Consider the following 24891-nt stretch of genomic DNA (forward strand, 5'->3'; position numbering starts at 1 on the left):
CGCTCCGACCGACGATGTTCCGGGCGATCTCCCCGGCGGCACAACCGCCCCGTCAAGGAGACGACCTCGAACCACATGGATGTCGACCAGCGCGATTGGACCCCAGGGCTGGGCACTCCTTTGTCCCGCCGGGATCTTCCGGCGCCTCAGGGGCTCTACGACCCGCTCTTCGAGCACGACGCCTGCGGCGTCAACTTCGTGTGCCATCTGCGCGGCCATGCGAGCCACAAGATCGTCGAGTTGGGCATTGGTGCCCTCTGCCGCATGCAGCACCGCGGAGCCCTCGGCGCCGAAGTCAATACCGGTGATGGCGCCGGCCTGTTGATCCAAGTTCCCGACGGCTTCTACCGGTCTGTAGTCGACTTCGACCTTCCCGAAGCTGGGGCCTATGCCACCGGCATTGCCTTCCTGCCCAACGTTTCAGTCTTGGCTGACGAGGCCATGGCCCTTGTGGAGGCCACCGCCGAGTCTGAGGGCCTCGAGGTTCTCGGATGGCGGGATCTACCCATCGACGGCTCGATGATCGGAAAGGCGGCCCAATCGGCCCAGCCGATCTTCCGTCAACTCTTCCTAGCTGCGCCGGCTACCGGGGAAGGACGCCGGCCGGCCGGCATCAACTTGGACCGGCTGGTCTACGCGGTCCGGAAGCGCACCGAGCACGAAATCTCTCTCGTGGACCGCTCTGGAGTCGACGTTCACGGCGTCTACTTCCCCTCCCTCTCGTCCCGGACGATCGTCTACAAGGGGATGCTCACCACCACCCAGTTGGCCAGTTTCTTTTTGGATCTGACCGACCAACGTGTCGAGAGTGCACTGGCCCTCGTGCATTCCAGGTTCTCTACAAACACCTTCCCCTCGTGGCCGCTGGCCCATCCGTACCGGTACATCGCCCACAACGGGGAGATCAACACCGTGCAGGGCAACCGCAACTGGATGCGAGCCCGTGAGGCCCTTCTGGCCACCGACACGATTCCGGGCGATCTGGACCGACTGTTTCCGATCTGCACGCCGGGCGCCAGTGACAGCGCCGGCTTCGACGAAGCGCTCGAACTCCTTACCTTGGGGGGCTACTCGCTTCCCGAGGCGGTTCTGATGATGATCCCCGAGCCGTGGGAGAACCACGCCGAGATGTCCGACGAACGCCGGGCCTTCTACCAATACCACGCATCCCTGATGGAGCCATGGGATGGCCCAGCCTCGATCGCATTCACCGACGGAACCGTGATGGGTGCTGTCCTAGATCGAAACGGCCTACGACCCAGCCGCTACTGGGTAACCGCCGACGACCTTGTGGTCATGGCCAGTGAGGTCGGAGTGGTCGAGGTCCCGACCGCTGAAGTGGTCGAGAAGGGTCGCCTTGAACCCGGACGGATGTTCCTCATCGATACCACCGAGGGTCGCATCATCCGCGACGACGAGATCAAGTCGGGCATGGCCTCCGGTCGCCCATATCGGGAGTGGCTGGAGCAGAACCTCGTCTACCTGGACGACCTTCCGGCCCACGAACGTGTCAGTAACGACGATTGCACTCTCCAGCAACTCCAGCAGGCTTACGGCTACACGCATGAGGCTCTAAAGGTGGTGCTTGCTCCGATGGTCCGCGACGGCAAGGGCGCGATTGGCTCCATGGGTACTGATACGCCGGTAGCTGTCCTCTCGGACCAGTCCCGACCGCTCTACGACTATTTCCAACAACTCTTCGCCCAGGTCACCAATCCGCCACTAGACGCCATACGCGAAGAGCTCATCACTGCGCTGTGCTCAACCGTCGGCCCGGAGGGAAATCTGCTGGACCCCGCGCCGGAGAGCTGTCGACAGATCCATTTACCACATCCCGTCCTAACCGAAGCCCAGTTGGCGTCGATCGTCGGACTCGGTCGTGGCTCTACCGGCTCCGATAGTTTGCCGACAGGCTTCTCCGCCCGGGTGCTGGACGGTCGCTATGAGGTGGCCCGAGGTGCCACCGGCCTCACAGAGGCATTAACCCGGTTGAGGGCCGAAGCCTCGGCGGCGGTGGACGATGGCGTGAGTTTCATCGTGCTGTCTGACCGCTGCCCGACAGCCAACCTGGCTCCCATACCATCCCTGCTGGCCACCGGCGCAGTGCACCATCACCTAATCGCCGAAAAGACCCGGACCCGCGTGGGCCTCTTGGTGGAGAGCGGCGACGCCCGCGAGGTTCATCACATCAGCCTGCTGCTGGGATACGGCGCCTCGGCCGTGTGTCCATACCTAGCTTTCGCCACCATCGACGCGCTGGTCGGCGAGGGGATGTACGGCCTCTCGCCTGGCCTGACCTTGGAACAGTCGCGCTCCAACTTCATCAAGGCCTGCGACCAGGGGCTCCTCAAGATCATGTCCAAAATGGGCATATCCACCGTCGCGTCATACAGCGGTGGGCAGATTTTCGAAGCAATCGGTCTGGGCGACCAAGTCATCGGGTCATGCTTCAAAGGCACTGTGAGCCGTCTAGGGGGAGTCGGCTTCGAAGTGTTGGCGGCCGAGGTGGCTGAACGCCATGCCCTGGCCTTTCCAACGAATCCGGAGGAACGGGCACATCGCACCCTGGAGGTGGGTGGCGAGTACCAGTGGCGCCGAGAGGGCGAGTACCACCTTTTCAACCCGGAGACGGTTTTCAAACTCCAACACGCCACCCGCGAGGGTCGGTACGAGGTCTTCAAGGAGTACACAAGCCTCATCGACGACCAATCTGAACGTTTGGCCACCCTGCGAGGCCTGTTCCGATTCCGTGACGACTTACGGCCGGCCATTTCCATTGACGAGGTTGAACCGGTTAGTGAGATCGTCAAACGGTTCTCCACGGGCGCCATGTCCTACGGCTCGATTAGCGCCGAGGCCCACGAAACCCTAGCTATTGGCATGAACCGGCTGGGCGGTAAGTCCAACACCGGCGAAGGCGGCGAGGACCGGGACCGCTTCACCCCGGAAGCCAACGGCGACCTGCGTCGGTCGGCCATCAAACAGGTGGCGTCTGGTCGGTTCGGGGTGACCAGCGAATACCTCGTCAACGCTGACGACCTCCAAATCAAGATGGCACAGGGAGCCAAACCCGGCGAGGGCGGCCAGCTACCGGGTCACAAGGTGTACCCGTGGATCGCCCGCACCCGCCATTCCACGCCTGGTGTGGGCCTCATCTCACCGCCTCCCCACCATGACATCTATTCCATCGAGGACCTCGCTCAACTGATCTACGACCTCAAGAACGCCAATCCGGTAAGCCGCGTGCACGTGAAGCTAGTAGCCGAGGTCGGCGTCGGGACTGTGGCAGCCGGGGTCTCCAAGGCCCATGCCGACGTTGTCCTTATTTCTGGACATGATGGCGGAACTGGCGCCTCGCCGTTGACCTCGATCAAGCACGCCGGTGCTCCGTGGGAGCTCGGCCTGGCCGAGACCCAGCAAACGCTGCTACTCAACGACCTGCGGGACCGCATCGTGGTCCAGGTCGATGGCCAACTCAAGACGGGGCGCGATGTGGTGATCGCAGCGCTGCTGGGTGGCGACGAGTTCGGATTTGCCACGGCACCCCTGGTGGTCTCTGGCTGCGTGATGATGCGGGTCTGCCACCTCGATACCTGCCCGGTAGGTGTTGCCACTCAGAACCCAGAACTACGAAAGAAGTTCAGCGGGCGCCCTGAGTTCGTCGTCAACTTCTTCGAGTACATCGCCGAAGAGGTTCGGGAAATCCTCGCAAAACTGGGATTCCGCACGTTGTCCGAGGCCATCGGACAAGTCGAATGCCTTGATGTTCGTGAGGCGGTCGGCCACTGGAAGGCTTCGGGCCTGAACCTGACCCCCATCCTTCATGTGCCAGACGTAGGAGACGCCGACCGGCGAAACACCGGCAGGCAGGACCACGGCCTGGCAGACATCTTGGATCGCACACTGATCACCGAAGCCGAGACCGCCCTGTCTGACGGCAAGTCGGTACGGATTGCCGCGACAGTGACCAACATGGATCGTTCAGTCGGAACCATGCTGGGCTACGAGTTGACGCGTCGACACGGTGGAGACGGCCTCCCCGACGACACCATCTCAATCGACCTCCACGGATCGGCTGGCAATAGTTTCGGCGCCTTCGTACCCAGGGGCATCACGTTGCGCCTGACCGGCGACGCCAACGACTACGTAGGGAAGGGTCTCTCCGGCGGCCGGGTTGCTATTCGTCCACCGGCCGATTCGTGCTTCGTAGCCGAGGAGCAAGTCATCGCGGGGAACGTTCTGCTGTACGGGGCGACATCGGGCGAGGCCTTCATCCGTGGTCGGGTAGGGGAGCGGTTCTGCGTCCGAAATTCGGGGGCCACAGCGGTGGTCGAGGGCATCGGCGACCACGGCTGTGAATACATGACCGGCGGCCGGGCCGTGATCATCGGACCCACCGGCCGGAATTTTGCGGCCGGCATGTCCGGCGGTATGGCCTTCGTGCACGACCCGGCTGGCGTGTTCCCGGACCGAGTGAACCGTGAGATGGTGCTCGTCGAGGTGCCAAACGTTGAGGACCTGTCATGGATCCGGGACCTTCTGGTACGCCATCAGGCCGAGACCGGCTCGGCGGTGGCGGAGCGCCTGCTCTCCAACTGGAACTCCGAGGCGGGACATTTCGTGAAGGTCATGCCTACCGATTACAAGCGGATCCTTGAGGCGGCTGCTGGTGCCCGGGCCTCAGGGCGTGACGAGGTGGCAGCCATCATGGCCTCCACCGGGAACTGACCGCCGTAGGGGCGAGGAGACCATCGACCATGGGTGATCCACGGGGTTTCATCAAACATGACCGACTTCTACCGGACCGTCGGGCGGTGCCAGTACGCCTACGCGATTGGAAGGAGGTCTACGAGCCATTTTCTGAGGAGCACCTGCAGACCCAGGCCAGCCGATGCATGGACTGCGGAATCCCGTTCTGCAATGACGGCTGCCCGCTAGGCAACCTCATTCCGGACTGGAACGACTTGATCTGGAACGGCCACTGGCGCGAGGCAATCGAACGGCTGCACGCCACCAACAATTTTCCGGAGTTCACCGGTCGCCTCTGTCCGGCCCCGTGCGAGGGTGCTTGTGTTCTGGGAATCGACGAACCACCAGTCACCATCAAGCAGGTCGAGGTCTCGATCGTGGACCGGGCGTGGGACGAAGGCTGGATTATTCCGCTTATTCCCGCCGAGAACACCGGACGCCGTGTGGCAGTGGTCGGTTCCGGCCCCGCTGGCCTAGCAGCGGCACAACAGCTCACCCGGGCCGGACACAACGTCGTCGTATTCGAGCGGGCGGATCGTATTGGTGGCCTGCTCCGGTACGGCATCCCCGAGTTCAAGATGGAGAAGCGCCATCTGGACCGACGTCTGGCCCAGATGGAGGCCGAAGGCACCGAGTTCCGAACCAATACGTCGGTGGGTGTCGACCTGGCAGTGGAGTCCCTGATTAGCGATTTCGATGCAATCGTTCTGGCTTGTGGGTCTACCCAGTGGCGAGACCTGCCCATTCCCGGGCGGGAACTCACTGGAATCCACCAGGCCATGGAATACCTGCCGGGCTCTAACCGGGTCCAGGAGGGCGACCTAGACGGTAGTCCGATCGATGCCGAGGGCCGTGACGTCATCGTCATAGGCGGAGGCGATACCGGCGCCGACTGCCTTGGGACCGCCCTGCGCCAAGGCGCCCGGTCGATACACCAGTTCGAGATCATGCCCCGACCGCCCGACGAGCGTCCCGACGCCAACCCTTGGCCAACATGGCCAATGATCTACCGGGTGTCGTCGGCTCACGAGGAGGGCGGCGTTCGGGAGTTTTCCATTAACACATCCGAGTTCGTGGGCGCCGATGGGGCACTCACCGCCCTTCGCACCCATCGTGTGGCGCAGGTATTCGCCGATGGACGGATGTCCTTCGAGCCAGTCGAGGGCACGGAACGGGACTTCCCGGCAGATCTTGTGTTCCTCGCCATGGGCTTCACTGGCCCGGAGCGCAACGACCTCCTAGACGGTCTCGGCGTGGAGCTCGACGTAAGGGGCACTGTGGCTCGTGACGATGACTTCCGCACCTCGGTTGAGAACGTCTACGTATGTGGCGATATGGGACGTGGCCAATCCCTGATCGTGTGGGCTATTGCCGAGGGTCGATCTTGTGCAGCCGCGGTAGATCGCGCTCTGTCGGGCTCATCGCACCTGCCGGCAGCCATCACACCCAGCGCCGCCCCCCTTCGCTGACATGTCCGCTGGTCAGGGCCTTCGGGCCGTGGATGGCGTTCACCTCGTCCTGGTCCATCGGAATCGCGGTGCAACCTGTCGCGACACTCTCGACCGGTTCCTCGATCCGGCGACCAGAGGTAGCACGGGTCTTGCCATAACCGTGGTGGACAATGGCTCAGATCCTCTAGAACTTGCGTTGCTTCGAAAGGATTTGCCCGACTGCGTAGAGGTGATCGAGACGGGAGTCAACCTGGGCTTCGGCCCCGGTGCCAACGTCGGCCTGAAGCGTTGGCTGCATTCGGACTCCGAGATCTGCCTGGTGGCTCCCGATGACGCCCGGCCAGCCGATGGGACAGTCGAAGCCCTCGTCGCCCGATTACGGGCCCATCCTGAGGCCGGACTGGCGTGCGCCGACGTGGGCGACGGACAGGTACCCCGAGTCCAACCGTGGCTCGGTCCGATCAGCGAACCAGCAACCTCGATAGACGGTCTAATCGAGGGAGACGGGTATCGATGGGAGACTGCCGATTATCCCCATGGAACCCTCATGGCGCTCCGGCGGGGATGCGTAGCCCAGATCGGTCTGTTCGATGAGCGCTACTTTGCCTATTGCGAGGAAGCCGACCTCGGGCTGCGGGCCCGGGCGGCCGGTTGGACGGTGGGCCTCGTGAGGGGCGCTCTGGTCGATAACCCGGAAAGCAACACCGATGCATCGGCCATCGACCATCTGATGGTTCGAAACACGCTGCTTCTGCTGCGGGTTCACTTCGGGGTGGTCAACATGGTGTTCCGAATCGGTGTGGTACTGGCCGAACATGTGCTCGGCTGGTGGAGGCCCACTGTTCGAGGGCCGTACCACTCAGGCCGGGCCCGCTTCCGGGCCGTCCTCGATGCCTCCACCGGTCGTTTCGGCCCACCACCCGGCGTCTGAACTGTGCTCCCTTCTAAAGGGGCTGGGCGTCCAGGAAACTGAGGGCGGCGTCCAAGAACCCGAAGTCCTTGGGTGTGGCGAAGTGGTCCACGCCCCGCAGGTTGCACAGCGTGGCATCCGGAAGTGCATCAATCAATGGATCTGCCGGGCCAGCAAAGTCTCGGTCACCCAGGACCACAAGGACGGGCACGGTCAGCCGGGCAAGTAGGTGGGGGGTGAAGGCCCGATGGTCTGGGCGGCTCATGAATGCAGCCAGCGCGGCACGGGCATCGGGATCGACCCCCCCGACCTCGGGTAGGTCGGCGAAATAGCGCAACTCGGGATCGTCGGCGGTGCCGGTACGGACCGCTTCGGCAATGGCCTGGCCCCGGGCGGGGTCGCGCTCGAACAGGTTGGCCCCTACCCCAGCCACCACGATCCGGCGAAACCGTTCTGGATGGTGGGCGGCCAGCCAGAGCACTGTCATGGCACCGGCTGAAAAGCCCACAGCGTCCACTGGATCACCTGGAAGGACCGCCAACACGTGGCTCTCAAGATCCCGATAGTCCTCCGGGTCGGTCGGCTTTGGGGCCGTGCCATGCCCAAGGAGATCGACGCCAATGACCCCACGACCCGCATCGGCGAGAAGGTCGACCCAGCCGTTATGGCGCCAGGTGGCGGCAAACGACGTCCCGAAGCCGTGCACCAGAAGTACGTCGGGAGACACCTGCGGATCAGCCACTTCCCTGAAACTATCGCCGGAAGGGCATGTGGGCCGATGCGCCCGGAGCAGCCTTTCAGATCGTCGTGTTTGGACTCGGTACTCTCAGGCAGATGGCGCCCCAGCGACTCCTTCTGGCCGTTGGCCTTCCATTAGGTCTCCTGATCTGCCTCATGTCGCCGGCGTGGACTGGCTACGACGAGTTCACACACTTCGCCCGGGTCGTTGATATGGCCAACGGCAATTTGGAACCGGGACCCGAACCGGAAGGCACCGGGTCAGTCATCCCAGTGGCGCACCGGGAGGCCACTACCCAGATCTTCATGGATCACCAGGCCGGTCGTGCACCGTGGACGGTCACCTCTATCCGAGGATTATTGGACCATCGACCTGACGGCCAGGTGGAATTCATCGACACGAGGCCCACCTCCGCTTCGACCCCCGTGGCCTACCTCCCAGCCGCCCTCGGTTCCCTGCTCCCCGTAGCGATAGATGCGCCAGGCATCGTCGTCCTCTGGGCCGGACGGGTCGTGTCGCTTCTGGCATACCTGGCACTCGCCTGGTGGGCGATTCGGTCCGCGGCAGCGTTCCGCTGGAGCCTCACCGCGGCGGCTCTCGTGCCGCTCAATCTGGCATTGGCCGCGTCGGTGTCACCGGACGGGTTCACAGTGGCTGCCGTGTTGATGGCAGTCTCATTGTGGACCCGCGTGGAAGCCGACGAGACGATCATCCTCCCCTCCCTGGTCCTGCCCATGGCTCTATTGGCGCTGGCCAAGCCTCCCTACTTTCTGATCCTGGGACTGTTCCCACTGTCCGCTGTACTGGACCGGAGCCGGATACGAGTGCGGGCGGCACTCATTGCAGGGGGTGCACTGACTGTCGGTCTGGCCACCACGCTGGCCCGATCCTCGGAGAACTATCAAGCTGCCACCACCACGATGATTCGGCAGATCGAATACCAACCATCCGTGCAGCGGGACCGCCTTCTGGGAGACCTGCCGGGTTTCGTATGGGCCACTGTCGACACGTGGATATCCGAGTACCGCTTTTACGTACAGGGCTGGTTCCGGCAGTTGGGGTTCTGGGAAGCCGACCTTCCCGGGGTGGTCCCGTGGGTGCTGGTCGGGCTAGTTCTGTTGTCCCTCCTGGCTCTCGACGGCGACGACCTTCGATCGTTCCGTGGTGCCCGCCGTGGTCTGATGGCCGGGGGAGTGGGCCTCCTTCTGGTGGCCATCTACGCGGCGAGCTACGTGTACTTCACCGACCTGGTGAGCTACAGACACATCGGCCTCCAAATGGCCAGATATTCGGCGCCGCTGGCCATCCTGGCATTTGTGTCCTGGATGCCCCGAATGCTTGCCCCGGTCGCAGACTCCGTCGTGAGTCGGGTGGGTCGTCAGTGGGCAGTGGCTGCGGTTGCCGGGGTTCCCGTGGTGGCGGTAGGCGCCTCGATAATCACCTGGCTCTGGACGGGCGCAAACACGCCTCTGGGATGAGACGGCCGTTCTGGGGCCCGTTAGTCCTGATGGTCGCGTCGCTCTATGAGGGCCTCGGCTGCGGCGGCAGCTAGAAGCAGCACGGCGATCACACCCAGGACGTGAACATGTTCGAAGAACAGTGGCCACACGAAGTCCCGGGGGAACCGGAACCGGATCTGGTTGGCGGCGATCCACACCGTCGCCGTGCCCATGGCGAGCACCCCGGCCAGGGCACTGGTGCGCTGGGGAAGCATGCCCCTAAGGCCGGTCCAGGAGGCGAAGGCGATACCAGGAGCGACCCAACTCCACGCCCAACCGCCGGGCAGGTTCAACAACGCGAATCCGCATACCACCCCCGCGGTGCATGTGGCCATCACCAGCCCAACCGGCTTGGCTCGCGGACGGTGAGCCGGTAGTAGTCGGGATGGCTCGAAAGAGCGGACACCTATGTCGCGCCGCCCGCGCCACGCCACCAGAAGGCACCCGGCCGCCGCGAACAGCGAAAGACCGAGGCTCAGCCGGACTAGTCGCTGGGGAGTCCACCGGAGATGTAGGCCAATCGGTTCGCCGGCACCCTGGGCCTGCGTAACCAGCCACCCGTTGGCGAACCCATCGACGAGAACGGGTGCGATGCCGGAATCGGCACCGTCCACCGTGGCCCCATCCAGGGTGAGACGCCATCCGTCGCTATAACTCTGCCCCAGCACCAGCCAGAACGAACGGATCTCGCCTCTGGCCACGATGTCCATCGACGTGCGGCTCTCCGCGGTGACCTGCAACTCCGGACCCGTCTGCCTATCGGACGCCGGATCGTGGACTGACGGTGAAATGAGGACTAGACGGTCCAGGTCGAAGCCCGACCCTTTCCCGGGGCTGATTCGGAGCCGGTGCGATCCGGCGGCGAGAATCAGGGGACTATCGCAGGCCTCTACGATCAAAGGCTGACGGGTCCGTGCATCAACGGTGGTTCCACTGATCCGCACCGAGACCGACCGACCGTCGAGAGTTACCAGGTCGCTCCGACAACCGGTGTCCAGCAGATCTGGTGCGCCAGCAGCGGTCACCCCGTCGTTCACCTCCACGATCCCAACTGGAAGCACGTCGGGAAGGCCCGAGTACCAGTTCATTGTTCGTCGCTCGACCACCTCGTCGATACGGATGGTGAGGGTCCTGCTGGTGAAAGCTGGGAGATCCAGTGGCACCCGGATGACGCCTTCTGTCCTGTTGAGGAGTGTTCCTGGGAGATCCACGGTCCCTACCGGGCCGTCGTCGCCCACCACGGTCACCGTGCGGGGTGCCGAGTGGAGGCCGTCGGCTCGATAGGACAGGACCAGGTCAACAAACGTCTGCGGGTTGGCCAGGGCCAACGTCAACGCATGGCCCTCCTGGGGGCCAATGGGCGTCTGCCATGCCGTCAAGGGGTCATCGTCGAACGCTGCTCGGGCCCTCGACGTTAGATCGCCGGCAAGACTCCCCGTGGCAGACGCCGTACCAGAGCTGGGATCACCGAGGACCGCATTGAACAGGTCGTCGGGCGCATGTGCCGAGAGGCGGGCCTCGCCGTGCAGAAGGAACGGACGGTCCCACGGCACCACGAAGGTGCGATCCATGGACTGCTCCGGTTCGGTGCGGATGGGGTCTCGAGGATCAGAGCGCTGCCTGGTCAACAGCACGGCAACCTCGGATCCGGGATCGGTCAGGCCAGCGGAACGGATGGCATCTGAGAGGTCAGTAGGCAGTGCAATGGTCTCGTCGGCAGCCACGTAATCGAACCCAGCGGAATCTCCTGATTCGCTTCCTGGTGTACCGACCCGCACCTCGGCAAATCCGACGCCGGTCACACCGGCGTAATGGTCGAGTTGGCCGACATCGGTGGCCCGGATCTCCAGAGTGATGCGAGACACCACGCCCCTATCTGGCAGGGCGACTACCTGGCCCGGTGCGGTGTGGGAGGTCTCGTCTAGATCAACCAGCAGGGGAGATTGTTCGTCCAACCCAACGGCAAGCTGCGTGATCCAACGGTTTTGACCTCGAAGCCGAGCTTGTTCCAGCACCAGGTGGGCCACAGGGACGGGGTCATCCAGTGTCAGAATTAGTCGTTCGCCAACGACGTGGTTGAAGGCTCCCACGGTCCAGGCCGTATCGGAGTCGCCGTCCACCGCGTGGAACGGCCGATCGCCAGGCGTGAAGGTCACCGGGTTGCCGTACTCACTGGCGTCGACTCGCAGGGCGTACTGGATAGCCACCGTCTGAACGCCGGGTAGGTCGTCTATGACGGTCAAGGCGTGGTCCGAAAGGTCGAGACCCATGGCCTGCTCGTCTACTCGCTCGGTGTACCCGGCCGTCTCTCGAATGGTGCCCCAACGGTGCCCGTCTTTCCGATTGGAGTCGGTGAGAACAATGCGGGTGCCGGGCCCCACCAGATCAAGTACCCGGACAGCATCGTGAGAAAAGGAGCCGGTCAGGAAGAGCGGTCGGCCAGCCTCCAGCAGTCCCTCACCGGCGGCGGCCACGATTCCCTCAGCATCACCCGAGACCAGAATCGGCCGGGATGGATCAGCGGTTCGGAGAATGGGAACGGGATCGGTTACCGGGAGGACCACCACCGGCGCGGGATCCTCGGCGCTGGCCGGTCGACTCAGGGTGTGCTGATCCAGGAGAGGGCGCTGCGGTCCGGCCACGTTTGGGAGCGGGCTGCCAAACTCGATCAGGCGATCAAATCCCGGTGCGTCACGTACTCCCTCCCATAGATCGACTGGTCGGGGCGTCCGGAAACGCTCGAACTGCAGATCAGATCGGAGGACCACGTCTCCCACGCCCATCAAGCGAGCTAGAGGAGCCAGGGCATCGGCGTCCAGACGGCCCTCCTGGATCTCCGTGTCCAATGCGACCAGCAGGGCTGCCGAAGCCGGAGAGCCCTGAGGTATGAGCTCGCGCGCCACATGCGGACGATCAATGAGGCCGGGTAACACTGGGTCGCCAGAGTTCCCCCAGCGGTAGGCCGCAAAGTCGCTCCCGGGAATCTCCAGCACCCTGGTGCCAGTTCCTGGAGCAGATGAGTCCGGGGTCTCAAGGTGCTCTGCCGCGTCATGCCAGTAGGCGGGGATGTCCTCGGGACGTTGGACCAGTGAGCCGAGCATCTCTCCCTGCCACAGGGGAGACAGATTGGCCACCACGAGTAGACAAAGGACACCGGTGACAGCCGGACCGACTCGGGGGCGCCAGCGAGCCAAAGCTCCCACCCCGGCCCCAAGGCAGATGGCCAGGCCGAGGACCGACAGGGGGAGGGCCCGCGGTGTGCTGCGCAGTGCCAACCCGACATCGGTAAGTGTCCACTCGCGGAAGATCCGGCCGAGAAGTGATGGGTCGTCGTACGGGTGGGCCCCGATGCCCACGAGGATCCCAACCACGATCAGGGCCAGGACGTGGCCCCGATGGCGAAACCGAACCACGGCAGCGGCCAGGAGTGCCAGTAGGGGCAGAGCGAACGACAACGGCAGTGCCCACCGGGTGTACGAGGTGGAGGGTTCGATCCACGCCCCTAGGCGACCCTGACCGTAGAAGTACCAGTATCCCAGTCCCCGGAACAGTTCGGGAGCTGTGGCCGCGTCCGACACCACCCGATAGTTCTCCGTCAGCCGAAGGGTGGGTAGGCCGTGGCTGGCTTGGACTGCCAGACCGACCATCCACCAGAGACCGGTAAGCACGAAGGCCGCACCGATACGAACCGCGGCGCCCACAACGCGTCGCCATGGCACCGAGGCCTCGAGGCCCGACCAGAGCAGCCACAGGGCGGGGCCTAGCCCAACCAGAAGGAGCGAACTGGCGTTCACCCCACCCACCGTCAGGGTCACCAGACCGAAAATGGCCGCATGACGCCAGCCGGGAGTGCGCAGCGACCGGGTCGTGAGACCGAGCATCCACGGTAGGCCGGCCCATGGCAGGAGGATCACCGAATGCCGATCCACGTAGTTGAGGAGATACGGGCTGAGCATGTAGGCCAGTGAGGCAACCAGGACGCCACCGTCCCGCCACCCCAGGGTTCGCAGCAGCCAGCGCACGCCGAGACCAGCGGCAGCTAGCACAGTTCCCATCCAGAGTCGTTGTGCCAGCCAGTCAGGCAAGCCAGCGATATCGGCAAGCCAGTAGAAGGGGCCGATCGGCCACAGGTAGCCAATGTTCTGGTGGGTCACGGTCCCCATGGCAACCTCGGGCTGCCACATCGATGTGGCCCGCTCCATGAGGCGACCGGGGTCCAGATACAGGTACGCCTTGGTGTCGGCCGCCACCCGACCGGGATCGTTCAGCAGCAGCGGAACGTAGGCCAGTATGAGGATCACCAACCGCTCCAAGGCGGATCCGGACAGCCTCAGGAAGCCAGCCGGGGATCGGATCACTGGGCGGGCACCGTGGAGGCCAGTACCCGGAACGCCCCTGAGGCCGTGCGATCCCAGTCAAATCGAGTAGCCCCCGTGAGGGCGCCCGCCGAAAGCTGGTCCCAGCGCGATCCCAAAGCCTCCACCAGTAGTCCGGCCAGTTCATCGTCGGTGGTGGCCAGCAGGCCGGTGCGTCCGTCAATGACGGCGTCACGGTGTCCGGCAATATCGGTGGCAACCGACGGGGTGGCACACGCAGCGGCCTCAGTCAGGGTCATGCCCCAGCCCTCGCTGATCGACGCGCTGGCCACGAGTCGAGCCCGGCGATAGGCCGCTACGAGCTCGTCGTTGGAGACCCGTCCACGGAAGGTCGTGGCTGCGTACACGCCGAGGTCGCCAGCCAGGGCCCGAAGGGCCTCCTCCTCGGGACCGTCACCAATGACCTCCAGACGAAGTCCAGCCACCTGGTCCCTGGCCTCGGCAAAAGCCCGGATCAGAACGTCCACTCGCTTTGATGCAGTGAGTCGGCCCACCGAGACGATTAGGGGTTCGGAGTCACGCCGACCAGCCGGAGAGAACCGGCGGTGCACGCCGGGTTCGACCACGTGGACGCCATCGGGCCGGTGGCCGACCCCGGCGATCAGTCCGTCGCGTGATGACGCCGAGAGAGTTACGACCGGCGTGGACCGGTACCACCGTGGAGCAAGGCGATGCTCCAGAATCGATCCCAGCCGTGCCGGACCCGGTGGTAGAGCCAGTGGCCACATGTCGGCGTGGTCGTGGTGCTGGATGACCATACGTGGGCCGCGGGCCCACAGGGGAGAGAGGAAGGGCATCCCGTTCCAGACCTCGACAAGGGCATCCCGTCGACCATGTCGACCTAGTAGTTCGGCCAGTACTGCCCGCGGGAAGACCTGGTGGCGTCCTGCCCGACGCACTACCTCGACGCCATCACGCATGATCGTGGCCGGTTGGCCGGCCACTTCAGAGGTCCGTATGCAGACCTCCAGGCCAGCATTCGCCCACCGGCTGGTGACTTCCTGAAGGTGGAGTTCGGACCCACCGGCTTCGGGGTCTTCAAGGTCGCGCCAAGCCAGGACATGGACACGTCGGATGCCCGACCTGTCGATGCATTCGTCGAGGTCGTCCCCGAGCTTTTCAACGGATGTCCGGTCGTCTGCCGACGGTTCAGGGGTCATGCGCTCCGGATCGTACCGGTCGGCCCATTGGCACCCGGGGCGGTGGGGTCCAGATGGCAGACTCGGTTTGCCCATGCTGTTCCCGACGATCACCTTCGCCGTGTTCCTACTCCTAGTGCTTGCCGTCCACACGGTGCTCATGGAACGGCCCAGGGCATGGAAGGCCTCCATGCTTGTGGCCAGCTACATCTTCTACGGCTGGTGGGATTGGAGGTTCCTGTCGCTCATCTGGGTCTCCACGCTGGTCGACTTCGTGGCGGGACGTGCGATGCACGCTTCGGACGACCCGAGTCGACGGCGGTTTTGGTTGTGGTGCAGCCTGGCCACCAACCTTGGGATGCTGGGCTTTTTCAAGTACGCCGGGTTCTTTGTCGATTCCTTCGTGGACCTGCTGGGGAGCCTGGGCGTCCAAGCCACGGCGGGACCGCTGGGGATCATCCTCCCAGTGGGTATCAGCTTCTACACGTTCCAGACCATGTCGTACTCAATCGACATCTACCGTCGGGTTCTTGAACCAACCAACCGGCTACTGGACTTCGCACTGTTTGTGGGCTTCTTCCCACAACTAGTCGCCGGACCTATCGTGCGGGCCCGGGACTTTCTGGCTCAGTTGGCCACGGACGACCGGTCACCTATCGACACCGGGCGGGCCACTCGACTGGTACTTGGCGGCCTGTTCAAGAAGATGGTCCTGGCCGACGTACTCGGATCCAAGCTGGTCGACGGAGTGTTCGCTGACCCTGGCGGGGCGACCGGCCTGGAAACGCTGCTTGGCATCTACGGCTACGCCTTGCAGATATACGGCGACTTCAGTGGGTATTCCGACATCGCCATCGGCATCGCCTTGCTGCTGGGTTTCCGGTTCCCGGTGAATTTCGACCAGCCGTACCGGGCTCTCAGCCTCCAGGACTTCTGGCGGCGGTGGCACATCAGTCTTTCGTCATGGCTCCGGGACTATTTGTACATCGGGTTGGGGGGAAGTCGACGTGGTCGGTCCCGCACGGCTCGGAACCTGATGGCCACCATGCTGTTGGGCGGCCTGTGGCACGGGGCCGGATGGACATTCGTCTTGTGGGGGGCCATCCACGGCGTGGGTCTGGTCGCTGAACGGTCGATTCCCGGCCTACTGGGAGGGGCCGAGCCGTCCCGGCCGGGTCGGGTCGTCAGGACTTTGGTGACGTTTCACATCGTTTGCATCGGTTGGGTGTTCTTCCGCTCCGTGAACGTGGACAGGGCCATGGAGGTGTTCGGAGCCCTCGGGGGCTCGTGGACGACGGCCCCCGAGGTCGGGTTCGGCGTGGTGCTGCTACTCCTGGTCGGTGCGGCCACTCAACTGCTTCCGGTTGGGGCCGCCGACCGCTGGTGGGATCGGGCGGCACGCCTACCCGTGGTTCTGCAGGCCACCGGCTTCACCTGTGCCATCCTCGCTTTCGACCTGTTGGGTCCCGAGGGCGTCAAACCCTTTCTGTATTTCGCCTTCTAGAGAGCCCATCAAGAGCGGGCCCGATCGTCCCCTCAGCTGTGCGGTGAAATAGCTGGGGCGGGCAGCCGGGGGCGCCAGACGATGGCCACCACGACCAACACCGCTGGCCAGATGGCGAAAACGGTGAGCGCCTCGCGGTAGCTGCCAAATAGATCGGCTCCTAGTGAGAAGGCCAGGGCCCCTAGTGCGGAGTTGACCACGCTGACAACGTGCAGTAATCCCGACACGGAACCAATGTTGCGGATGCCGAACAGCGCCGGCAGGAGGGCGCCGTTGATCGCCGCTCCACCGCCTGTGCAGATCCCCAGGCCGATCGAATAGGCGAACACTGTGGCGGTAGTGGTTCCCGTCCCGCCTAACAGGCAACTCACGGTCAGCAACAGGGCGATCGCCGCGGGAAGCAGGAACCGACCACGGCGATCCGAGGCCCAACCGAAGGCCAGGCCACCGGCAATTGCTCCTATGGCTTGGGGAAGGAACATGGCCGCCGCCCGGGCATCGGAGTAGTCCAGCTCACCCAGCACGTTGGTCTGATGGAACACCATCCCGGTGATCAGGAGACTGTTGGCCGACGCCACAGCAGCCAGTACCCAAAATGCCGGTGACTGCAACACCTCGGCTCTTGACGGCGAGGGTCCGCCAGCGTCCCTTCCGCCGTTGGAGTCTGCAATCCTGCCGTCGGGGACCTGTCCGAGGTCCGATGGCCGATCCACCATTCCGAACCGGGCAATGGCGATAACACTGACGAGGATCACGCAAGCGGCGGCGACCCAGGTCGACCGCCATCCCCAGGCATTCACACCAATGGACAGGCCAAGGGGGACCACCGCCATGCCAGCTGCCGTCAAAGTCATCGAGACGCCCAGGGCAAATCCCCGGCGTCGCTCGAACCAGTGCACGATCGAAACCCGCGCCGCCAGCGAAAGAGCACCCTGTCCCATCATCCGGATACCCAAGAACCCGACGGCTAGCCACGCCACGTGGCGGATCAGGGACATATGGACCAAGACCGCGGCGAACACAACGGCGATCACCGTCATAGCCCGTCGGACGCCCACCTCGTCGATCCAGCGCCCGAGTCGTGGAAGCGCCGTCGACGCCCCCAGGGTGCCCACCATGTAGGCGGTCGACACTGCGGTGTCTGACGCGTCAAGGTCAAACGCCATTGCCTCGCGGAAGACCGACACACCAATGGACTGGCCAGGGCCGGTCAGCGCTCCCACGAGGCTGGCCAAGCCCACTATCCGCCATCCGTAAAATCCGGTGGGGGAGCGGGGGCCCGATACCCCGACGGCGACCATCTGCGGACGCTAGCGGTCCAGATCAGGTCTTCTGGGCGACTCCACGTATGCCTCTAGCGCCGATGAACCGATTACGAGGCCGACGCACCGAGGGTGCACCAGGTATCGGTTCCTGGTGCTGGTCAGTCAGTCATTGTCCGTCGGCATGCCGCTTATCGATTCATCCCATAGTTGTGCAGTGCAGTGGTTCGACCACTGCGGTGCACCGCTTATCCAGCGGTACGGCATGCTCGCGGGGGAACTCGTCCTCGTCCCGGTACTTCTTCGCCATGGCGTCCAGCAGGCTCAGGGCGCCGTCGCGTTCCCACCCGACTACGCGACCACGGACCTCAAGGTACCGCTCGTTGTTGTCGGGATCGGTGGCCGACAAGGCAATGCGGTCGTCGGCGCAGAGATTGCGCCATTTCTGACGGCCCTCAGCGTGGGGGAAGCGGACATGGGTGCCGTCGAAAGTGGCCCACACCGGTGAGACCTGAGGTTCGCCATTGGGGCCGATGGTTGCGATATGCCAGATAGCTGGCAGGTCGAACAGGTCGACGTGTGTAGCGGGGATATCGGCGATTGAGGGGGAGGTGTCCATGGACGGACGCTAGCCCCACGGGATGATTCCCATGGCCTTCGCCAGGGCTCACCCGGAGCCTCCGTCGTTCTAGAACAGGTCCGGTTCGCCGATCACACCATCGGCTAGCAACCCGTCGATCTCGACATCGGTCCGGCCGATGCTGCGTAGAACCTCACGGTTATCTGCCCCCTTATGGGATGCCGACAGGCGCATCTCGATGGGCGTTTCGGAGAACCGGGCCCCCGGACGGGCGCTCCGGACCGTGCCGGCGGAGGGATGTTCCCACGTGGCGATCGCCCCGTTGTGCACTACCTGCGGATGGTTCAACACCTCTTCCTTTTCGAGGATCGGACCACTCGGGACATCCGCCTCCAATAGCCCGGCCAGAGCGTCAGCCATGGTGATGGATGCAAACGCTTCGGCGGTCATCACACCGAAGTCGACAAGGTTCTGCTGGTCACGGACGAAGCCCTCGAGGCTGTAGCGGGGATCGTCACACCATTCAGGATGTCCGACAGCCCGACACACCCCATGGATGTGCGCCGTCGAGGCCGAGAAGTAGATGATCTTTCCGTCGATGCAGTCAGTCAAGCGGTAGACCTCGGCCAGCGTCTTGCCCGGCGATACGCCGTCTCCCTTCATGGTGTGGGCCACCATCCCGTCGTTCCAGAAGAACGCAAGTGTGGCGTCCAGCATTGGGATGACCACGTGTTGGCCACCGGAACCCCGTTCTCTGGCCAGGAGAGCAGCGGTGCAGGCCTGCGCCACGGTCAGAGCGGTGGCCTTATCAGACACGATATTGCGGACTAAATCGGGGAACGGGATATCCGGGTTCACCTGGTGGGACACCATTCCGGTCAGACCCTGGATAACCGGATCAAGGACCGGTCGCCCCGAGTAGGGCCCATCGGGACCGTAACCACTGATTGACACGTAAACGATGTCGGGATTCACTGCCCGGACGTCGTCATAGCCGACACCCAGTCGATCGCACGCTCCCGGTCGGAAGTTTTGAATGAAGACATCAACCTCGGCAGCGAGGTCTAGGAGGATCCTTCGACCTTCGTCTCGACTTAGATCCAGCGACATCGAGCGCTTGCCACGGTTGCCATTGATGTAGAAGGCCGAGAGGCCGCCGCGGGCGAAGTTCTGTCGACGGGTCACGTCCTGGCCCACCACCGGTTCAACCTTGATCACGTCCGCTCCCTGGTCGGAAAGGAGCATCGTCCCGAACGGTCCGCTGACGATCTGACTGAGATCCAAGATGCGGAACCCGTCAAGGGGGCCGCTCATAGTGCACTTGCCATTCGCCGTTTGGACCACCAACGGATCAGAACTGCTACGGCAGGTAGCGCCCCAACCACTGCGGCCCCGTGTCCCAGCACAGGAAAGGTCGATACCTCCAAGACCAAACCTGCGACGATGCCTGCTGAAGCTCCACCGGTAGTCATGCACATGTCAGCCAGTCCCTGAATCCCGACTCGATTCGGGCCGTCGAAGGTCCGGACCAGCAATGCCGAAGAGGCAATGAGTCCAAAGCTCCATCCAATGCCAACGATGAACATCCCCACGAAGGCACCAAGGGACTGGTGGGCTTCGTCGTGGGCGGCCACATCGGCACCAACGGCCAGTAGGAGGCTCCCGACGACAATCAGCCTGTGCGGCCCCAGTCGATCGACAAGCCTCCCGACTATTGGTGAAAATGCGTACATCCCGACGATGTGCAGCGAGATCATGGCGCCGATGAGCTGGAGTCCATGGCCACCGGAACGCATGTGAAGCGGCATCATCGTCATGATTCCGACCATCACCACGTGCCCCACGACCATCGAGCCCACCGCTAGTCGTCCATCCGGTGATCCCACGATCGGACGGAGGAAGGATCGCAGCGGTTCACGTTCCTCGACGTTCCCGAGACCCCCGGCGACCACCAGCGGGTCGGGCCTCAGGAATAGGTGAACGGCCAGGGCGGCGATGCCAAACAGAAGAACTGACAACAGGTAGGGACCGGCTAACTCGTGGAGACCCACCAGAGTGGCCAACGAACGAAGTGGGCCAAATCCCAGCAGTGGACCAAGAACCGATCCGAAAGTCGAAGCCCAGATCAACATTCCAATGGCTGATCCCGGCTCCTCGGCAAGATCGGCTGAGGCGAACCGGGCTGCCATGTTCGATGCATAGCCCATACCCACCGAGAGCATTCCGAGCACGAGTAGCGGGTACCACCCGACCTGAGCAGCCACCAGACAGGCGAGTGCGCCAATGCCGGCGATGGCGTATCCGCCAGCAATACCGACCCGTCGCCCTCGCCTTGCCATCAGGCGTGCAAGTGGGATGGCCGTAATCGCCGCTCCTGTCGTCAGACCAGAGGCAGCGAGCCCTCCGAGTAGCTGATTGCTGGTCAGTTCTTCGCCGAGGATGGCCGCCGAGCTATACGCGCTGCTCATTGCTGCCCCGCCGGGGACAATGCCGCCCATCAAGGTTCGCAAGGTCCGACGCTGGATACCGGCACGATCTACCGGGGTGCCCCCCAGTCGGGCCGACTGGTCCTCAGAAGAGGTCGCCTCCGAGACCCTGGGCTCATGCATCAACGGAGCGTAGGACGCGGGACTCCGGTTACGTCACACCCGGCGGCTACCGTCGCATCCGTGTCGAACTCAGCCGAGCCACCGTCATCCGGGTCATTCCCAGACGAGCGGATCTTCGCCTGCTTCGACGTGGAGACGACCCGTCTAGATCCCCATTCCGGACACGTCATCGAAGTGGCCATAGTGCGTATCGGGGCCGACGGCACGCCCATGGGGGAGTGGACGACCTTGGTCGATGCGGGGACCACCGACGTCGGCCGTACCGACATCCATGGCATCAGGCCCGAATGGCTACCTGATGCGCCCCGATTCCCGGAGATTGCCGGTGACCTTGCCGCCCAGTTGGACGGGTGCATCCCGGTTGCCCACAACTCCCCGTTCGACATTGGCTTCATTGTCGAGGAATGGGGACGCGCAGGCCTAGGCGCTTTGGATCTGGACGCTGTCGACACGCTTCCACTAGCACGGTCGCTGGGGCTTCCCGGACGTCTCGGCCTACTGGCAGCCGCCCTCGAGGTTCCTCTAGGTGATGCCCACCAAGCGCTTGACGACACCCGGGCTCTAGCCGGCGTACTGCTGGCACTCCTGGACCAAGGTGCCCAGCCGCCCTTGTGGCCGATCTTCGGTCCGCCGTTGCTTACGCCGGCGCCCACCGGGCGGGTCCTGCATCGCCCCGGCGCCGTCGTGTGAGTCCCCACTCCATCAACCCCAGAGAGGCGGCCACCTCTTCTCAAGGAGATGGCGCTGGTTGCCTTGTCGGCCCCCCCCTCGCGGCGCGTACTTCAGCTGAGAACCCCTCCTGAGCAGCTCGGACCACGGAGCAAATGAATCGTCTCAGTTCAGGCTGACGTCGTCCGGGTAGTCGCCAAGCAGAGAGGCAATCCCGACTTGCCGCCCTAGGACATGGCGCCACAACCCGTCAGGGTCGGGGGAGCGAACGTCCTCCTCATGGGAATCGACGACCATCCAGCCTCCAGCGGCCAACTCGGCCTCCAGTTGGTTGGCGCTCCATCCGGCGTAGCCGGCGAAGAGCCGCACCTCGTCGATCTCAGGCACCTCAGTGGGGTCGCGGTGTAGGTCGACGACACCTATCCGACCCATCAGCGGGCTGAGCCCCTGAAGTGGGCCTACGGGCCCTCGACCCAGGCCAATCACCGAGTCGGTCGACACCGGTCCGCCATTGTGGAGCCTGGCCGGATAGGCCAGTCGAGGGGCCCAGCGGGGCACCGCCTCGCCGCCGCCTACCAGTCGGGGGCGATTCAGGATGACGCCTAGGGCACCCTCGTCGGTGTGCTCAAGCATGAGGATCACCGTACGTGCGAAGTTGGGATCCATCAGCCCGGGAACGGCCACCAGAAGCCGGCCTTTTGTGGATTCCGGTTGGGGAGGTGTGGAACTCACGGCGCGGTCCTCACGGTCCGTCAAGCGGGTTCTGAGGTGAGAGCGCCTCAGCCAGAAGGGTGTTGGCGCCCGACTGCTCCAGGACTCCAACTAGCTGGCCGCCGGCGAGTTCGGTGTAGATGCCCGTCGTGGTTATCGTGGCATGGCCCAAAAGACTCTGGATTACGTTCATGGATACTCCGTCGGCCGCCAGCTGAACCCCTGCCGTGTGGCGAAGTGAGTGAAGTGACCGATCACGCAGGCCGGCCTCACGGTTCAACAGTTTCAGCCAATACCGCAGACGCTGGTAGGTGAACCGGTCGCCACTATTGGTGACGAATAGGGGAGCGGTCGCTCCCGATGGCCCAAAACGTTCCGCCCGCTCGGCCTGCCACCGGTCGTTCGCTTCGACCAGCTCGTCCGACAAGGGGAGTCGACGTATTCGCCGTGCCTTCCCAACCACATGGAGCATCCAGGTCGCGCGGTCGTCCGCGTCAACCAGGCGCTCTCTGGTGATCCAGCTGACGTCGGCCGCCAGAATCTCGGCGGATCGAAGGCCGAGGACCGCCAGAAATGAGCACATGGCCAGATCCCTGGCGGGCCACCGCACGCGGCTCCCCCGTGGTTTCCCGTTATCTTGAGAAACCGGCCAACTTCGGGCCTCCTCGTAGAGTTCGCTGATCTCATTTGGGCGGTAGTACTCGGGGTCAACTTGAGGAACGTCAAGTTTGGCTACCTTCCGAATCCTGGCTATGTCGGGCACCACGGTCACCAGTCGGTCAGCCACGCAGTAATCAAAGAATGACTTGAGGGCCGCCAACGTCTGGTTGATAGTCGACTTGGAGACGTCTGGTTCGGCCCGCATGGCCCGCACGGTGTCCGTGAGCGTGGCCTGATCAAGGCTGTCAGCCCGAAACGTCGCCGGGGCTATTTCAGCAAACGAGACGACTCGCCGGACACCCTGACTGTAGGCCCGCACCGTGTGGGGCGGTTTGTCCTCGTAGAGAGGCAGCCATGCCAGCCATTCGTGAAATACGGCCGACATGTCCTCTGTTTGGGGCAGCTCCCTATAGGGCATATTGCTGAGTGTTCTCCCGACGTTCCCTAATCAAGTCATTGATAATCTCCATTATCTTGACAGCATGGAGACTGGGTATGTTGGATCCCCTATTCATAGTTCGCCCCCAACGCCATAAAGCATCGAAGGATTAGCGCCAGCCTGATGGCTTCTGTGCGCGGCGGAGCCCCGGATCCAGGCTCGTAAGCCGGTATCCGGGGCTCCGCTTCACACGATGGGCGGCTCCCCTTACGGAGTGCCGTCCATGATGTCGGACAGGGGTTCAATGGCTCCGGCGTCTGTGCCGTTATCGACAAAGGTTGAAAGCCGGAAGGAATCAGATGCATCGAACTTGCTCGGCCCCAGGGACGAGAAGGGACTCAATGGGAGCTTGAACTCCGGCATCGAGGCCGCCGCCTCCCGGAAGGAGTCATGGGTGAGATTCGCACCTGCCTTACCGGCAATCAGCTCGAACATTCGCAAGGTGTTGCAGTAGGTCATAATCGAGCGCCACCACTTCTCGATCCCGTCCTCGTGCGTGTCTGGCGACCCGACTTCGATTTCGGGATGACGTGCCTGGAACGGCTTGATGCACAGCTCCTGAACCTCGTCCTGTTCCAGTTGCTCCTGCTCGGTCAGGCCGGTGAGCGTCACAGCACCATCCACCATCTCGGGGGTCACGTTGCTGAGGCTGGTGAGGGACTCGTTGTTGTACGGGAAATATTCCACGTCAACGCCGGCCCAGAACAGCCCCCGGAAGCCGGCACGGTCACCGCCGGCGAATACGACCGCCTCAGCTCCCGATGTGCGAACCCGTTCGGATACGACTTCCCACCACGCGTCCTCTGCCTCGGTGTCCCCTACCGTGACCTCGCTGATGGCCTCCAGCACCACGTCGATGCCAAGGGCGCTCAGGGTCTCCACACCAATGTCATATGCGCCCTGACTCGCCGTGGCGCCGACGATTGCGACCTTCTTGCCGTCTAGGTAGCCGTTCTGGTGCAGCAGCGTCAGGTACACCGCCATGCGACGCTCCGTAGAAGTCCCGGACTCCAACCACGGGGCTGAGGCCTGGGCGAGACGTTCATCGGTTATCCGGCCGCCGATCAGGATGGTTTCCTGCTGTCCGGGAATGCAGATGTTGGAGATTTCAGCCGGGCCCAGGAAGCCACCAAGTACGGCGAACGTCTCAAAGTCGCCAGCCACCTCCAGACACACGCTGTCGGCGCTGATGCCCAGGCCAGGGATGGCGCTGTATGGACGCACTGCGTCGAGCACCACCTGGCGGCCGTTGATGCCGCCCCGGTCGTTCAGATCGGCCACCACGGACTCCCACACCAGTGTCGGGTCGCCCCAGCCATTGGGCGAGAAACCATTGTCGACCAACCACTGGAAGTCGATGGTGGTCGTAGCAATGTGGATCGAGTCCTCAGTGACGCCCCGCCACGAAGCCGTCAACGGCTCTTCGACAGGGAGCATCGGGCCGACCTGCATCGAGCCGCCGGGGGCGTACTCGTAGACGACGTTGGCGTTGGACCCAGCAATGTCACCGGAGTCGCCGTGGCCGATCACGGTGATCTTCTGGGAACCACAGTCGCCAAAGGCGTCACAGGTGATCAGGCCAATGATGCCCGAG

16 protein-coding genes are annotated in these 24891 nt (G+C 63.7%); 6 read left to right on the forward strand and 10 right to left on the reverse strand.

The window, feature by feature from the left end; translation table 11 throughout:
- Nucleotides 1-75: 75 nt before the first annotated feature.
- From gltB to QF777_08590, 3 genes are read left to right on the forward strand one after another with little or no spacing between them, the layout of a single operon-like run.
- On the forward strand, nt 76-4728 hold the full coding sequence (gltB, locus tag QF777_08580; GenBank protein MDP6911604.1) for a glutamate synthase large subunit: 4653 nt from the start codon (nt 76-78) through the stop codon (nt 4726-4728).
- A gap of 29 nt (nt 4729-4757) precedes the next feature.
- Nucleotides 4758-6218: a glutamate synthase subunit beta gene (locus tag QF777_08585; GenBank protein MDP6911605.1), complete on the forward strand. Its 1461-nt coding sequence runs from the start codon at nt 4758-4760 to the stop codon at nt 6216-6218.
- 1 nt (nt 6219) lies between these two features.
- On the forward strand, nt 6220-7131 hold the full coding sequence (locus QF777_08590; protein MDP6911606.1) for a glycosyltransferase: 912 nt from the start codon (nt 6220-6222) through the stop codon (nt 7129-7131).
- A gap of 13 nt (nt 7132-7144) precedes the next feature.
- Here QF777_08590 and QF777_08595 read toward each other — a convergent pair whose 3' ends face one another.
- Nucleotides 7145-7852 carry an alpha/beta fold hydrolase gene (locus tag QF777_08595; protein ID MDP6911607.1) on the reverse strand — a complete coding sequence of 236 codons (708 nt, stop codon included), beginning with the start codon at nt 7850-7852 and terminating at the stop codon, nt 7145-7147.
- A 92-nt stretch (nt 7853-7944) separates the two neighbouring features.
- On the opposite strand from QF777_08595, the gene QF777_08600 reads away from it, so the two are divergent.
- On the forward strand, nt 7945-9327 hold the full coding sequence (locus tag QF777_08600; GenBank protein MDP6911608.1) for a DUF2142 domain-containing protein: 1383 nt from the start codon (nt 7945-7947) through the stop codon (nt 9325-9327).
- Nucleotides 9328-9347: 20 nt separating this feature from the next.
- Here QF777_08600 and QF777_08605 read toward each other — a convergent pair whose 3' ends face one another.
- Together QF777_08605 and QF777_08610 are read right to left on the reverse strand one after the other, a co-directional pair.
- Nucleotides 9348-13649, reverse strand: a complete 4302-nt coding sequence (locus tag QF777_08605) for an alpha-(1->3)-arabinofuranosyltransferase family protein (GenBank protein ID MDP6911609.1) — start codon at nt 13647-13649, stop codon at nt 9348-9350.
- A 53-nt stretch (nt 13650-13702) separates the two neighbouring features.
- Nucleotides 13703-14884, reverse strand: a complete 1182-nt coding sequence (locus tag QF777_08610) for a glycosyltransferase family 4 protein (protein ID MDP6911610.1) — start codon at nt 14882-14884, stop codon at nt 13703-13705.
- A 73-nt stretch (nt 14885-14957) separates the two neighbouring features.
- Between QF777_08610 and QF777_08615 the strand changes: the two genes are divergently transcribed.
- Nucleotides 14958-16367, forward strand: coding sequence for an MBOAT family protein (locus QF777_08615; GenBank protein ID MDP6911611.1), 1410 nt, complete (start codon nt 14958-14960; stop codon nt 16365-16367).
- A 32-nt stretch (nt 16368-16399) separates the two neighbouring features.
- Here QF777_08615 and QF777_08620 read toward each other — a convergent pair whose 3' ends face one another.
- From QF777_08620 to QF777_08635, 4 genes are all read right to left on the reverse strand, one after another.
- Nucleotides 16400-17668: an MFS transporter gene (locus tag QF777_08620; GenBank protein MDP6911612.1), complete on the reverse strand. Its 1269-nt coding sequence runs from the start codon at nt 17666-17668 to the stop codon at nt 16400-16402.
- Nucleotides 17669-17828: 160 nt separating this feature from the next.
- A complete protein-coding gene (locus QF777_08625; GenBank protein MDP6911613.1) occupies nt 17829-18248 on the reverse strand; it encodes a PPOX class F420-dependent oxidoreductase in 420 nt (139 codons plus the stop codon).
- Between the two features lie 69 nt (nt 18249-18317).
- Nucleotides 18318-19523, reverse strand: a complete 1206-nt coding sequence (locus QF777_08630) for a CaiB/BaiF CoA-transferase family protein (protein MDP6911614.1) — start codon at nt 19521-19523, stop codon at nt 18318-18320.
- The gene (locus QF777_08635) at nt 19520-20818 is read right to left on the reverse strand and encodes an MFS transporter (protein ID MDP6911615.1); all 1299 of its coding nucleotides are present in this window, start codon (nt 20816-20818) and stop codon (nt 19520-19522) included. The genes QF777_08630 and QF777_08635 overlap by 4 nt, the downstream gene beginning before the upstream one ends.
- 60 nt (nt 20819-20878) lie before the next feature.
- Here QF777_08635 and QF777_08640 point away from each other — a divergent pair, with 60 nt between their 5' ends.
- Nucleotides 20879-21508, forward strand: coding sequence for a 3'-5' exonuclease (locus QF777_08640; GenBank protein MDP6911616.1), 630 nt, complete (start codon nt 20879-20881; stop codon nt 21506-21508).
- Nucleotides 21509-21652: 144 nt separating this feature from the next.
- Here the strand turns inward: QF777_08640 and QF777_08645 are convergent, their stop codons facing one another.
- The 3 genes from QF777_08645 to QF777_08655 all read right to left on the reverse strand — a co-directional run.
- Nucleotides 21653-22153 carry a YqgE/AlgH family protein gene (locus QF777_08645; GenBank protein MDP6911617.1) on the reverse strand — a complete coding sequence of 167 codons (501 nt, stop codon included), beginning with the start codon at nt 22151-22153 and terminating at the stop codon, nt 21653-21655.
- Between the two features lie 76 nt (nt 22154-22229).
- The gene (locus QF777_08650; protein ID MDP6911618.1) at nt 22230-23243 is read right to left on the reverse strand and encodes a tyrosine-type recombinase/integrase; all 1014 of its coding nucleotides are present in this window, start codon (nt 23241-23243) and stop codon (nt 22230-22232) included.
- A 261-nt stretch (nt 23244-23504) separates the two neighbouring features.
- Nucleotides 23505-24891 (reverse strand): hypothetical protein (locus tag QF777_08655; GenBank protein MDP6911619.1); only part of this gene is annotated, 1387 nt, incomplete at its 5' end.

This window comes from Acidimicrobiales bacterium, from assembly GCA_030747595.1.
In the GTDB taxonomy this organism is placed as follows: Bacteria; Actinomycetota; Acidimicrobiia; order Acidimicrobiales; family MedAcidi-G1; genus UBA9410.

Excerpts from the sequence above, each read along its gene's own strand:
- QF777_08600 (MDP6911608.1), top strand. The coding sequence starts at position 7,945 with ATGGCGCCCCAGCGACTCCTTCTGGCCGTTGGCCTTCCATTAGGTCTC.
- gltB (MDP6911604.1), top strand. The coding sequence starts at position 76 with ATGGATGTCGACCAGCGCGATTGGACCCCAGGGCTGGGCACTCCTTTG.
- QF777_08645 (MDP6911617.1), bottom strand. The coding sequence starts at position 22,153 with ATGGATCCCAACTTCGCACGTACGGTGATCCTCATGCTTGAGCACACC.
- QF777_08590 (MDP6911606.1), top strand. The coding sequence starts at position 6,220 with ATGTCCGCTGGTCAGGGCCTTCGGGCCGTGGATGGCGTTCACCTCGTC.
- QF777_08650 (MDP6911618.1), bottom strand. The coding sequence starts at position 23,243 with ATGTCGGCCGTATTTCACGAATGGCTGGCATGGCTGCCTCTCTACGAG.
- QF777_08585 (MDP6911605.1), top strand. The coding sequence starts at position 4,758 with ATGGGTGATCCACGGGGTTTCATCAAACATGACCGACTTCTACCGGAC.
- QF777_08625 (MDP6911613.1), bottom strand. The coding sequence starts at position 18,248 with ATGGACACCTCCCCCTCAATCGCCGATATCCCCGCTACACACGTCGAC.
- QF777_08620 (MDP6911612.1), bottom strand. The coding sequence starts at position 17,668 with ATGGTCGCCGTCGGGGTATCGGGCCCCCGCTCCCCCACCGGATTTTAC.
- QF777_08635 (MDP6911615.1), bottom strand. The coding sequence starts at position 20,818 with ATGCATGAGCCCAGGGTCTCGGAGGCGACCTCTTCTGAGGACCAGTCG.
- QF777_08615 (MDP6911611.1), top strand. The coding sequence starts at position 14,958 with ATGCTGTTCCCGACGATCACCTTCGCCGTGTTCCTACTCCTAGTGCTT.
- QF777_08630 (MDP6911614.1), bottom strand. The coding sequence starts at position 19,523 with ATGAGCGGCCCCCTTGACGGGTTCCGCATCTTGGATCTCAGTCAGATC.
- QF777_08610 (MDP6911610.1), bottom strand. The coding sequence starts at position 14,884 with ATGACCCCTGAACCGTCGGCAGACGACCGGACATCCGTTGAAAAGCTC.